The sequence below is a fragment of the Streptomyces sp. NPDC086766 genome, from assembly GCF_044746005.1.
Lineage (GTDB): Bacteria > Actinomycetota > Actinomycetes > Streptomycetales > Streptomycetaceae > Streptomyces.
This window is the reverse complement of sequence record NZ_JBIVBI010000007.1, coordinates 321,987-334,317: the sequence shown is the minus strand read 5'-3', so window position 1 is coordinate 334,317 and position 12,331 is coordinate 321,987. Positions and strand designations below refer to the sequence as shown.

Below are 12,331 nucleotides of genomic sequence, written 5' to 3'. Positions count from 1 at the left end.
GCACCCGGAAGCCGTCCGGGTGCGGGACCTTCGCGTGTCAGCTCAGCGGATCGAGGGTCAGATACGCCTGCTGCGGGGCGCCGTCGTGGACCAGCGACTCCTGGTCGCCGACGTCGTCGAAGGCGAACGCGTAGGCCTTCCCGTCGGCCATCTGCCCGTGGATGAGGCGGGCGTAGTGGTTGGTCACCGCGTCCTGGTAGAACTCCGCGGCCGAGCCGTCCGGCTGGTTCGGGTTCACCAGGAGCGTGGAGCGGTTGAAGCCCGCGCACAGGGTGCGCGAGATCGGGCCGCGCACCGCGTCGTTCGGTGCGTCCAGCAGCTTGTGGCAGCCGAAGACGCTGTCGGCGTCGGGCTTGTGGAAGCTGGTGACGACGGCGCCGGAGCCGTCGGTGAAGTTCATGACGTCGCCCGAGACCCGCCCGAAGTAGCGCGTGTCCGGCCGGTCGGCGAAGGGGGTGACGGTGAGGGTGGTGCCGGCGTACTTCTGCCAGACGCGGTCGACGTAGTCGTCCATCACCCCGGCCGGCAGGGCTCCGGTCTCCAGGCCGTGTCCCGGGGACAGCGCGCGCAGCACCGTGCCGTCGGAGCGCGTCTGGACCAGGCCGCCCCAGCCGCCGTCCTGCGCGCGCAGGGAGTCGAACACGGCGTGGTAGCCGCCCGCCTTCAGGTGGCCGGTGGTCACGGTGGTTCCGTCGGCGCGCCGGACGCCCACCGCGTACGGCGCGGAGAACATGTCGACCTGGGTGCTGTTGAGCCACAGCCCGGAGTCGTCGAGCGTGTACTCGGACCAGTTGAAGAGGATGTCGCGGTTGGGGTCGCTCGGATTCTGCACGGCCGGCTGCACCAGACCGCCGGTCGTCAGTCGGAACACGAGCTTCTGCCCGTAGGAGAAGTAGATCCGGCCGGAGAACCTGGGGATGTGGATGGTCTTGGACTGCCCGGCGGCAGGTCCCGGGATCGACGCGTCGGGAGCGGGAGTCGGCGGGTTCTGGCCGGCCGGCCACGCGTGGAACGCGCCGCCCTCGTCCGCCCAGCCCTGCTGACCCGTCGTCAGGGACGTGCCGAGGTCGTAGAGGAAGAGCGGGTCGCCGCGGCCGGAGCTGTTGGTGATCGTCAGGGGGATCGTGGCGGGCACCGCGGCGTCCGCCGGGGCCGGCGCCGCGAGTCCCGCCAGGGCGCCGAGCAGCACGGCCGTCCCGCTCGCCGCCCGAGTCTTGAGTCCGTTGAGCACGCTCCACCTCCGTGGGGGTTGGGGTACGGACGTGGTCCGTACCTGAAGTGAGAGCGCTCTCAGCGTCCCGGCAGGACGCGCACATGTCAATGGAGGGCGCGGCGGTGCGCGCGGGCTCCGCTCGAGTCCGTGGTGCGGGCGGGCTCCTACTCGAACAGCGAGGTGTCGCCCGCGCCCCGCCGTACGATCTCGGCCTCGCCACCGGAGAAGTCGACGACGGTGGTCGGCTCGGTGCCGCACTCGCCGCAGTCGACCACCGCGTCCAGCACATGGTCGAGCCGGTCCTTGATCTCCCAGCCCTGGGTCATCGGCTCCTCCTCGTCCGGCAGCAGCAGCGTGCTCGACAGCAGCGGCTCCCCGAGTTCGGCGAGCAGGGCCTGCGTGACGACGTGGTCGGGGATGCGCACCCCGACCGTCTTCTTCTTCGGGTGCAGCATCTTGCGCGGCACCTCCCGGGTCGCGGGCAGGATGAAGGTGTAACTGCCGGGGGTGCACGCCTTGATGGCGCGGAAGACGTCGTTGTCGATCCGGACGAACTGGCCGAGCTGCGCGAAGTCCTGGCACACCAAGGTGAAGTGGTGACGGTCGTCCAGGTGGCGGATCGCGCGGATCCGCTCGATGCCGTCCCGGCTGCCCAGGCGGCAGCCGAGGGCGTAACAGGAGTCGGTCGGGTACGCGATCAGCGCCCCCTCCCGCACGCTGTCGGCCACTTGGCCGATGGCCCGGGGCTGGGGATTGTCGGGGTGCACGTCGAAGTACTTCGCCATTCACCGAGCTTATGCCGTACGGCGGCGGTTGCCGCGCAGGAGGGGTGCCGAGCGGCCCCCGCGCCCACCGCGGCAGGCGCCGCGGCGCCCGTTCCGCGGGGCGCACCGGGCCCGGAACGCCCTTCGGCCAGGCCGACGCACATGATCTTCACTCACCTGTGCGTATGCGGCGGAAGTCGGGGCATCAGACCTCCGTAACGCCCGGGGGCTCGCCCCCCGATCCCCGGGCGTGCGGCTTCGCCGGCCGTCACCCCCCCCCCGTGACCCGCCGGCGAAGCCGCCGTACCTCCCCTCCGCGCCCGCGTGTCCGCCGCGCCCACGACCGGCGACCCGCGAGGCCCCCCTGGTAACGTCCCCGACCGGAATCAGCCGAGGTCGACGCGACGGACGAGGAGAGGGCCGACATGGCCGGCGGAGGGGACGGAGCCGTCGGGGCATCCGGTCGGGAGAGCCACGACACGACATGGGCGCAGGAGCTCCTCGGCCAGTTGCGCCCGACCGGGCGCGACGTGCGCAAGGTCGTGGCCTGGCTCGCCGCGGCCGTGGACGGGACCGCCTGCCTGCTGGACGGCACGGGCGCCCTCCTCGCCGGACAGCCGGTGCCCCTGGAGCACGGCCTGGACGAGAGCCTGGTCGCCGACGTCGTCGCCGGCCGCATCGCCTCCGCCGCGCTGGAGGACGGCGGCCGTCATGTGCGCCTGGTGCGGACCGGGCCCCCGCAGCCGTCCGCGGCGCATGTGCTCGCCGTCTCGCGTCCGGTGCCCTTCGACCGCCGGAGCGCCGAGATGGTCACCCACACGGCAGCTGTGGTCGAACTGCTGCTGCGGGCGCACGAGACGGCCGTGGCGGGGCGCCGGCTCGCACAGGCGACGGCCGCCCTGCGGCTGGCGATCCTGCAACTGCTCATGGTGGAGGACACCGTCTCCGCCCGCCGGGTCGCCGCGGGCCTGTGGCCCGGCCTCCTCGACACGGACACCGCCTGCGTCTACGTCATGGAGACCCGCCGCGACGAACGCGACCGGCTCGCCGCCGACTGCCTGGACGCGACAAACGGGCGGGCCCTGGTCGTGCTCTGCCCGGCGGTCGACGAGCACGTGATCGTGGTCGCGCCGGTCGAGACCGTCGGAGGGGAGCTGCGCTCCCTGGCCGGCGACCGTCCGCGCACGTACCTCGGCGGCAGCGCCCGGCACAGTCTCGCCCGGACCGCCACGGCGTACGGGCAGGCCGTGAGCGCGCTCGCGGTCGCCCGGTTCCGCCCGGACGGCGCGGCCGTCTACGCCGAGCGCACCCACCCCGAGCGGCTGATGGACCCGGCGGCGCTGCACGCCTGGTCGGCACGGCTGCTGCGTCCGCTGGACGCCCTGCCCCACCACACCCGCGCAGAACTGCTCGCCACCACCCGCCTGGGCCTGGAGTTCACCGCCGTCAACACGGCCAAGGTCCTCGGCGTGAGCCGCAACACCGTCCGGGCCCGGATGGAGCGGGTGGAGGGACTGCTCGGCACGGACTTCTCCCACCTCACCGCGCGGGCAGCCGTGCACCTCGCCCTGAACACCCAGGCCGCCCTCGGGCACCACCCCGCCGGCGACCCGGCACCGCGGCCGGACGCGGTCCGCTTGGGGGACCTGCTGGGCGGGACGGCACTGCGCTCCTGGGCGGACGACCTCCTCGGCCGTCTGACGGCGGACGCCCGCGACCTGCGCGGCACGCTGCGGGCCTGGATCGCCGCCGGAGGCAACGCCGAGCGCGCCGCCCAGCTGCTCGGTGTCCACGCCCAGACCGTCCGCGAGCACGTGCGAGGCGCCGAACCCGTCCTCGAACGCCAGCTCCTCGCCGCCGGCAGCGACCTGTACGAGGTCGTCCTGGCCCATCTGGCGGTGGGTGACCTGGATCCCCCCGCCCTCGACCGGCCCGAATAAGGGCAATCCGGACTCACTTGTGCACGGGTGAGCCCTCCGGGCGTCCGGAAAGGCATCGGCGCGGTACCCAACGGCCGAACGGGCCCCGTAGGTTCGACGCGCCGCCGCGCCGAGCGCGGCCCGCGCGAGCGGAGGCAGGACCGGAACGGGGGACCGGTCCGGCCTCCGCCGGAGCGCCCGGCCCCGCGCCGCCGCCCCGGGCCGAGGGCGCGCACCGGGCTGCGCGCCACCACACGCGGCGTCCGTGGTCCACGCGGTGCTCCGAGTGTCTGAATCACCTTGCCGGCAAACAGAGTCGATGTTCCTGCGGGGAAGGCCGACCGGTCCGCCGTCCCGGCCCTCGCGCGCCCCGTGACGTCACTCACCGCGCAGGGGCGCCAGGGTGGAGAGGGTTCCGCTCGCCTGGCGCAGCGCCGTCTCCAGGGCCAGGGGCTGATGCAGGGCGCCGCTGCCGTCGGGCGGGATGAGCCACTCCAGGGAGCGGGCGGGCCGGTAGGGCGGGGGCATGGCGACCCAGGAGCCTCTGGTCGCGTGGCGCACCCCGGACCCGATCCACCGGTCCGCCGGGTCCGGAGGCAGCAGGAAGCCGACCCGGTGGGCGGCCGTGTCCACCAGCGTCGGCCCAGGGGCCGGGAGGGTGAAGCGCCAGAGGAGGTCCAGGGTCAGCAGTCCCAGCCGGTCCGGCACGCTCAGCACGTCCCAGAAGCGGCCGGCCTCCAGCAGCGCGATGCCGTCTCCCTGGTCCCACGCCCGTTTGCACGCCCGGGGATCCAGTGCGGCCGCCGCCAGCCACTCCACGCCGTCCGTCCACCCCGCACGGGTCATCTCCGCTCCTATGTGTCCGCCGGTTCCGCCGCGCCGTCTGATGTCCGCCCGCCCGTCAGTCCGTCAGTCCGTCAGTTCGTCGGTCCGTCCGTCAGTTCGTCGGTCCGGTGGCGGTCAGGGCATCGGCCGGGTGGGCGTGCGCCTCTCGGCCGCACACCGATCCGGCATATGCATGTTGGTAGATATTTCTATGCGCCGGAAGGGGTGGCGCGGCCTGGCGCTTCCGTCCCGCGCGTTCGGGTTCCGGCACCGCGTTCGACGCTCGCGGGGAAGGGGCGCGACCGTCCCGCCGAGCAGTGACGCGTGAATCGATTGTCGTAGCGATCGAATCTGAAGCGAAGTCTTGCTCTGTCGACGATTTCGATCGTACGATCGAGGGCATCCCCCTGCTGTCGACCCTTCCGGGACACCCCATGGACCGCACCCGCCTGCACCAGCTGCTCGCCCGCGAGGCCGCCGAGGCCGAGCGGCGCAACCCGCGGTCCAAGGCCGCATACGACCGGGCCGAGCACCTCTTCGGCCGGGTGCCCATGACCTGGATGAACAAGACCGCCGGCGCCTTCCCGCGGTACCTGGACACCGCCCGGGGAGCCCGGATCACCGACATCGACGGGCACGAGTACATCGACTTCTGCCTCGGGGACACCGGCGCCATGGCGGGCCACTCGCCCGCGGCCGTGGCCGACGCCGTACGGCACCGGTACGCCGAGGCCGGGGGAGCGACCGCGATGCTGCCCACCGAGGACGCCGAGTGGGTCGGCGCCGAACTGACCCGGCGGTTCGGGCTCGCGCGCTGGAGCTTCTCGCTCACCGCGACGGACGCCAACCGCTGGGCGATCCGCCTCGCCCGCGCGGTCACCGGCCGCCCGAAGATCCTGGTCAACAGCTACTGCTACCACGGCAGCGTCGACGAGTCGCTCATCGTCGTCGGCCCGGACGGTCACGGCACCGCCCGCCCCGGCAACGTCGGCGCGCCCTGCGACGTCACCCTGACCAGCCGGGTCGCGGAGTTCAACGACCTGGAGCAGCTCGAGCGCGAACTCGCCCACGGCGACGTCGCCGCCGTACTGATGGAACCGGCGCTGACCAACATCGGCATCGTGCTGCCCGAGCCGGGCTACCTGGCCGGCGTGCGCGAGCTGACCCGGCGGTACGGCAGCCTCCTCATCAACGACGAGACGCACACGTTCTCCGCCGGACCGGGCGGCTGCACCGCGGCCTGGGACCTGGAGCCTGACCTGCTGACCATCGGCAAGGCGATCGGCGGCGGCATCCCGGCGGGCGCCTACGGCCTGTCCGCCGACCTCGCGGACCGCCTCCTCGGCCGCGCCGACCTGGACCTGGTCGACATGGGCGGTGTCGGCGGCACCCTGGCGGGCAACGCGCTCTCGGTGGCCGCGATGCGGGCCACGCTGGAACACGTGCTCACCGACGAGGCGTTCGCGCACATGGCGAAGCTGTCCGAGCGCTTCGAGGCAGGAGTGCGGGCGGGCATCGACGCCCACGCGCTGCCCTGGTCGGTCAGCCGCCTCGGCGCCCGGACCGAGTACCGCTTCGCCGACCCGGCGCCGCGCACCGGCACCGAGTCGGAGGCCGCCGCGGACGCCGAGCTGGAGGACTTCCTCCACCTCTACCTGGCCAACCGGGGCATCCTCCTCACCCCGTTCCACAACATGGCCCTGATGTGCCCCGACACCACCGAGCAGGACGTCGACACGCACACCGCGCTCTTCGCCGCCGCCCTGGCCGAACTGAACGGCTGAGCGGCGCCGTCGGGTCCCGTCGTCGAACTCCCGCCCGCCGCACGTCGGGCGGGAGTTCGACGACAGGACCTAGGCTGACGGGCAGCCGCCGCAGAGGGAGAACGACACACGTGGACGAGATCGACCGGGCCATCCTGCGCGAACTGCAGACCGACGGGCGCATCGCGTACGCGGACCTCGGGCCCAAGGTCGGCCTGTCCGCGTCCGCGGCCCGCCAGCGGCTCCAGCGCCTGCTCGACAGCAGGACCGTGCAGGTGGTCGGGGTGACGGACCCCATGGCCATGGGCGGGCAGGCGATGGCGCTGCTCGGCATCGCCGTGGACGGCGACCCGCGCGAGGTCGCGGACGAACTCGCCCGGCGCGCCGAGGTCGTGTACTCGGTCCTGACCTCCGGCGGCTTCGACCTGTTCGTCGAGGTGGTCGCCCCGGGACCGCGGGACCTGCTCGACTTCGTCAACGACGTGGTGCGCCCCGTCGAGGGGGTCCGGCAGGTCCAGTCGTTCCCCTACTTCGGCATCCACACCCACCGGTTCCTCTGGGACGTCGGCTGACCCGCCGCCGTCCTCGGGTTGCGGCCCCGGGCGGGCCGCCGGCCGTCACGGCCCCGGCCCCCCGCCGCCGGGCGGCCGGGGTGCGAGGACGAGCATCGTCACGTCGTCGCGGACCGTGCCGGAGTGCGCGAGAACGTCGGCCAGCACTCGGTCGGCCAGCACCGCCGGGTCGGCGTCCGCCAGCCGGGGCAGCCGGTCGAGCAGGGGATAGAACGCGCCCCGCGCGTCCCGTGCCTCGGTGACCCCGTCCGACGACAGGAACAGGACGTCCCCCGGACGCAGCAGCACGGTGTGGCCGTCCTGCCGCGGGACGCCGTCGGACAGGCCGAGACCGAGCGGGGTCCACGGCGCGACCTCAATCTCGGTGGCCTTCCCGTCGCGCAGCAGCACGGGCGGCGGATGGCCGCAGCTCACCACCCGCACCGCCCGCCCGTCGCCGGAGAACTCCAGCAGTACGGCGGTCGCGAACAGCTCCGGGTGCCGGTCCTCCTCCACGTCCGCCACCAGCCGGCGGTCCAGGGCGGCCGCGACCGCCGAGAGGTCCGGCCGGTCGAGCACCGCCTCCCGGAAGGCCCCCAGCAGCGAGGCGACGGTGGACACCGCCGTCAGGCCGTGTCCTTGCACGTCGCCCATGACCGCCCGCACGCCCCCGGCACCGCGGCGCACGTCGAAGAAGTCGCCGCCGACCAGCGTCCCGCGCTGCGCGGCCCGGTACAGACCCGCGCAGCGCACCGGCCCGACCCGCTCCGGCACCGGCGGGACCACCGCGCGCTGCGCCGCCTCGGCCACCGTGCGCTCCAGGTCCAGCTGCGCGTCCCGGCGACTGCGGACGTACGACACGAAGATGCTCAGGACGGCGACGAAACCGATGGTCTCCAGGTCGGCGTTGCCGGGATGGTTCAGATCGAGCGCCGGCACGTTGAACACCACGATCACCAGGCCGCCGAGCAGCGCGGTGCCCAGCGGCCCGTACGACAGCACGGCCAGGGGCGGGATCGCGCCCAGCAGGAAGCCGATGTCGAGCGGATCGGGACTCGCCAGCGTGGCCGCGCACACCGCCACGACCAGCGCGACGGGCAGCGTCCGGATCCAGAGCGGCGGCGGCGCGCCCCGCAGCCAGCCACGCCGGGCGGGGTCGGGGTCCCGGCGGGGCAGTACCCCGGAAGCCTTTCGCACACCACCACGCTGCTACGCCGGAACGCGTCCCGCACGCCGAGCCCCCGCTCCGCGTTCCCGTCCCGGGCCCGTTCGGCCCGCCCCCGGGCCGGCGGCCCGGCGGAGCGACGGCCGGGCCGATCGCGTCTCGCAGGTTTGTCTTCTCCCGTTGTGTGCATCCGATAAAGGCGCGCACCGACGCACGCACTTTCGACAAATCATGGAGGAGAAGTGGGCATCATCGCCTGGATACTGATCGGCCTGCTGGCCGGTGCCATCGCCAAGCTGCTCCTCCCGGGCAAGGACCCGGGCGGCATCATCATCACCATGCTGATCGGCATCGCGGGCGGCCTGCTCGGCGGTTGGCTCGGCAAGGTCATCTTCGGCGTCGACTCGATCGACGGCTTCTTCGACCTGTCGACCTGGATCGCCGCGATCGTCGGCTCGCTGATTCTCCTCGTGCTGTACCGGATGCTCACGGGCAACCGGCGCTCCCACCGGCACGCCTGAGGTGCGTGACCGCGCCCGCCGCCCGCATCGGGCACCGGGCGACCGGGCTCCTGTGGCCGGGCTGCACTCGTCAGCCCGGCCACACGTGTGTCCGCCACCCGCCCCGGCCACCCGCGGGACCGCCGCTGCCGGCCCGCGCGGCGACGGCCGTCCTCAGTCGGTGCGGTCCGCCAGGAGGGCCTCGGCCGCCGCGAGTATCTCGGTGACCCGCAGACCGAACGCCGCGTCGCACGGGTGGGGACGCCCGGAACGGGCGGCGGCCAGCAGGGCGTCCGTCGCCCGCCCGAAGGCGGGGAGCGCGCCCGTGGAGCTCTCCGGAAGCAGTGCCACCCCGGCCTCGCCCCGCAGTTCCACGGTGGCCCCGGCCGCCGCGGGGGGAGCGGTGAGGCTCAGGGTCAGGGTGCTCGACGCGTCGCCGACGTGGTCGAGCACCACATGCACCGTGTCCCCGGGTCCGTAGGCGGCTGCCGTCACGCGCCGCACGTCGCCCAGCACCGGCAGGAGCACCGACAGGGCGTGCGGACCCACGTCCCACAGGGCGCCCTTCTCCCGCCGCCACGGCGACTGCGCGAACGGGCTGTCCCGGGTGAACACCGCGCCGAGCCACTGCGCCCGCGCCGTGAACCAGCCGTCCCGGTCCGCCTGTTCGGCGATCCAGGCCTCCGGTCCGGGCTGGAAACGGGCGGTGAAGAAGACTACCGAAGCGACTCCGGCCTCCCGGACGGCCCCGACGACGGCGCGTGCCCGCGGCACGGTCGCGGCCAAGGGCTTGTCGAGCAGCAGATGGCGTCCGGCCCGGGCGGCCCGCACCGCCAGATCGGCCTGCACCTCGGGCGGGAGGGCGACCGCGACGGCGTCCACCTCCGCCAGCAGCGCGTCGACATCGTCGTAGGCCCGGACGCCGTGCTGTCCGGCGAGTTCCTTGGCGGCGGCCGTGCGGCGCCCCCATACACCGGCGAACTCCACTTCGCCGTGCCGGCTCAGGGCCGGGGCGTGGACCATCCGTGCCCAGGGGCCGGTGCCGAGCAGTCCGATGCGCATGCCGCTGCCTCTCCGCTGTGTCGAACAAGGTCACGACCGGGCCTCGCGGGCCGGTCGTGACCGAGCGTGGCACAGCCGGGAGGCGACGGGCAGGGCCGCCGCCGAAGGCGACGGCCCTCGGCCCGGGCTCAGGCTGCGCGGGGGCCCCGCACCGCGGAGCCGTCGTCCGCCCCGGTCGCGGCGGGGGCCTCGTCGGCCCCGTCGCTCCCGCGGCCACCCGGGATCAGACGCAGATGCCTGCGGTGGGCGGCATGACGGCGGCGCACCGGAGCGGAGGCGAACACGCGCTCCTCGATGCGGTCCATGACCAGCAGCAGGACGGACAGGAACGGAAGCAGCAGACAAGCGATACAGACGAGCACGACATTCCCCTCGGCCGGAACACGGATCGGGTGCTCCGTCCCGCTTCGTTGATGGCTCCCCGTATGTGAAGAAATTGTGATGACAAGGGTGGTCAGGTGAGGGATGTGGTCCCGCTCCGGCTGTCGTGGAGGCGTGGGCGTCCCTCGTCGAAGTGTCCTTCGTCCGTGGACTGGTTCGGCCGAACGAGGGGTCCCTAGGATGTACTCTCAGTCATGCCAGCCCAGTTGGCGCGCAGGAATCGGCGATTCTGGGGGATCGATGCACACGGAGAACCGGCTGTCCACGAAGATCGATGAGAGCGTGCCGACGGCCGCGCGTATGTACGACCACTACCTGGGCGGAAAGGACAACTACGCCGCCGACCGAGCGGCGTGCGAGCAGCTCGACAAGGTCGTCCCCAGCACCCGCCGGCTGGCCCTGAACAACCGGCGCTTCCTGCAGCGGGCCGTGCGGACCCTCTCGCAGGAGCACGGCATCCGGCAGTTCCTCGACCACGGGTCGGGACTGCCCACCCAGGACAACGTCCACCAGGTCGCCCAGCGCATCGACCCCACGACCCACGTGGTCTACGTGGACAACGACCCGATGGTGCTGGTGCACGGCCGCGCCCTGCTTCAGCAGGACGAGCGAACCGCCGTCATCCACGCCGACCTGCGGCAGACCGACGAGATCTTCTCGCACCCGGACACCGAGCGCCTGATCGACTTCGACCAGCCGGTGGCCGTCCTGTTCAACTCGGTCTTCCACTGCATCCCGGACAGTGACACCGACGGCCCCCTCGCGGTCGTGGAGCGCGTCCGTGAACGGCTCGTGCCCGGCAGCGTGATGCTGATGTGCCAACTGGTCAGCGCGGACCCCGAGGTGCGCGAGTTCGTCACCGGCTTCATGGACCAGGCCACGCAGGGCCACTGGGGCCGGGTGCGGGAGGAGAAGGACGTCGCCGAGTGGTTCGACGGCCTGGAAGTCCTCGAGCCGGGACTGGTGGAGGTGTCCACCTGGCGGCCCGACACCGAGGTGGCGCCCCGCCAGCTCACGCAGGAGTGGATCGAGTTCGGCGGCATCGGCCTGATCCGCTAGCGGACGGGACAGCGGCACGGCTACAGCGAAACGCCCCTCCGGGGCACCGACGGTGCTCCCGCGAGGGGCGTCTCCGCGCTCAGAGGTGTTCCGGGCCGAGGGGCGTCACCGTGCCGACGTCGCCCAGCCCCGCCCGAGTCGCGTCTCCCCGCTCACGAAGCGGAGTAGCGCTCCTTGATCGTCCTGTGCAGCAGGGCCACCGACTCCTGCGGCGTCAGCGCCTCGTCGGCCAGCCGGTCCAGCGCGATCCGGTACTCCTCCGTCTCGTCTCGGTCCTCCAGGAAGTTGGCGCTCCTGATGTGCTCCAGGTAGACGACGTCCGGGAGATCGAGACCGCCGAAGCGGAGATACGTGATCGGGATGGCGGGCGCGGACGCGTTGGTCACGTCCAACGGGATGATCTGCACGGTCACGTTGGGCCGCTGTGCCATCTCGGCGAGGTGCGCGAGCTGCCTCCGCATCACGTCACGACTGCCCAGCACCCGCAGCAGGACGGACTCGTCGATGACCGCCCACAGTTGCGGCGCGTCGGAGCGCATCAGCAACTGCGCCCGGCGCATGCGCAGTTCGACCCGTCGCTGCACCTCTCCGGCGGACGCCGCCGGCAGGCCGCGCTCCACCACCGCGCGGGTGTAGTCGGCGGTCTGCAGCAGGCCGGGAACGTACTGGATCTCGAAGGTACGGATCGCCGCGGCCGCCTCCTGCAGGCCGACCAGACGGTCGAACCACTCGGGCATCAGCCGCTTGTCGTAGCGCTGCCACCAGCCCGGCTCGCCGGCCCGCTGCAGCAGCTTGAGGAGGACCGAGGACTCGTACTCGTCCGTGCCGTACAGCTCCAGCAGCGCGCGGACGTCGGTCTCCGCCGGCGGGCGGCGGCCCTTGCCCGACTCGATGCGCGAGAGCTTGGCCGCGCTGAACCCCAGGGCGCGCGCCGCCTGGTCCTGGGACAGGGCGGCATCCTCGCGAAAGCCTGCCAGCTGGACTCCGACCAGCAGCTTCAGCAGAGTCGGAGCCGGCTCGGACCGATCCAGATAGGGTTCGAGACGGGAGAGGCGATGCGACTCGGCGGACATCCTGACTCCCAGTAGACCGGCAGACTTGAGGGTTACACTATCGCACCGGTCCGCCA

At 73.0% G+C, this 12,331-nt stretch carries 11 protein-coding genes and 1 pseudogene; 5 read left to right on the top strand and 7 right to left on the bottom strand.

Annotated features, from left to right (window positions below; all coding sequences use genetic code 11):
- Positions 1–37: 37 nt before the first annotated feature.
- The gene (locus tag ACIPM1_RS16770; RefSeq protein ID WP_402434781.1) at positions 38–1,231 is read right to left on the bottom strand and encodes a glycoside hydrolase family 64 protein; all 1,194 of its coding nucleotides are present in this window, start codon (positions 1,229–1,231) and stop codon (positions 38–40) included.
- Positions 1,232–1,377: 146 nt separating this feature from the next.
- Positions 1,378–1,998 (bottom strand): L-threonylcarbamoyladenylate synthase, encoded by a 621-nt coding sequence (locus ACIPM1_RS16765; RefSeq protein ID WP_356193542.1) that lies wholly within the window; start codon positions 1,996–1,998, stop codon positions 1,378–1,380.
- A gap of 404 nt (positions 1,999–2,402) precedes the next feature.
- On the opposite strand from ACIPM1_RS16765, the pseudogene ACIPM1_RS16760 reads away from it, so the two are divergent.
- Positions 2,403–3,948, top strand: a pseudogene (locus tag ACIPM1_RS16760) (helix-turn-helix domain-containing protein).
- 326 nt (positions 3,949–4,274) lie between these two features.
- On the opposite strand, the gene ACIPM1_RS16755 reads toward ACIPM1_RS16760, so the two are convergent.
- Positions 4,275–4,742, bottom strand: coding sequence for a hypothetical protein (locus ACIPM1_RS16755; protein ID WP_402434776.1), 468 nt, complete (start codon positions 4,740–4,742; stop codon positions 4,275–4,277).
- Positions 4,743–5,155: 413 nt separating this feature from the next.
- Between ACIPM1_RS16755 and ACIPM1_RS16750 the strand changes: the two genes are divergently transcribed.
- Positions 5,156–6,505: a transaminase gene (locus tag ACIPM1_RS16750; RefSeq protein ID WP_402434773.1), complete on the top strand. Its 1,350-nt coding sequence runs from the start codon at positions 5,156–5,158 to the stop codon at positions 6,503–6,505.
- Between the two features lie 110 nt (positions 6,506–6,615).
- Positions 6,616–7,056: an Lrp/AsnC family transcriptional regulator gene (locus ACIPM1_RS16745; RefSeq protein WP_356193533.1), complete on the top strand. Its 441-nt coding sequence runs from the start codon at positions 6,616–6,618 to the stop codon at positions 7,054–7,056.
- A 45-nt stretch (positions 7,057–7,101) separates the two neighbouring features.
- Here ACIPM1_RS16745 and ACIPM1_RS16740 read toward each other — a convergent pair whose 3' ends face one another.
- Entirely contained in the window at positions 7,102–8,232 is a 1,131-nt protein-coding gene (locus ACIPM1_RS16740) for a PP2C family protein-serine/threonine phosphatase (protein WP_402434768.1), read from the bottom strand.
- 210 nt (positions 8,233–8,442) lie between these two features.
- Here ACIPM1_RS16740 and ACIPM1_RS16735 point away from each other — a divergent pair, with 210 nt between their 5' ends.
- A complete protein-coding gene (locus ACIPM1_RS16735) occupies positions 8,443–8,721 on the top strand; it encodes a GlsB/YeaQ/YmgE family stress response membrane protein (protein WP_356193528.1) in 279 nt (92 codons plus the stop codon).
- A gap of 153 nt (positions 8,722–8,874) precedes the next feature.
- Here the strand turns inward: ACIPM1_RS16735 and ACIPM1_RS16730 are convergent, their stop codons facing one another.
- Positions 8,875–9,762, bottom strand: coding sequence for a Gfo/Idh/MocA family protein (locus ACIPM1_RS16730; protein WP_402434765.1), 888 nt, complete (start codon positions 9,760–9,762; stop codon positions 8,875–8,877).
- 128 nt (positions 9,763–9,890) lie between these two features.
- Complete coding sequence (locus ACIPM1_RS16725; protein WP_402434762.1) at positions 9,891–10,124, bottom strand: hypothetical protein; 234 nt, start codon at positions 10,122–10,124, stop codon at positions 9,891–9,893.
- 259 nt (positions 10,125–10,383) lie between these two features.
- Between ACIPM1_RS16725 and ACIPM1_RS16720 the strand changes: the two genes are divergently transcribed.
- The gene (locus tag ACIPM1_RS16720; RefSeq protein WP_402434759.1) at positions 10,384–11,202 is read left to right on the top strand and encodes an SAM-dependent methyltransferase; all 819 of its coding nucleotides are present in this window, start codon (positions 10,384–10,386) and stop codon (positions 11,200–11,202) included.
- Positions 11,203–11,354: 152 nt separating this feature from the next.
- Here ACIPM1_RS16720 and ACIPM1_RS16715 read toward each other — a convergent pair whose 3' ends face one another.
- Entirely contained in the window at positions 11,355–12,275 is a 921-nt protein-coding gene (locus ACIPM1_RS16715) for a helix-turn-helix domain-containing protein (RefSeq protein WP_402434756.1), read from the bottom strand.
- Between the last annotated feature and the right edge of the window lie 56 nt (positions 12,276–12,331).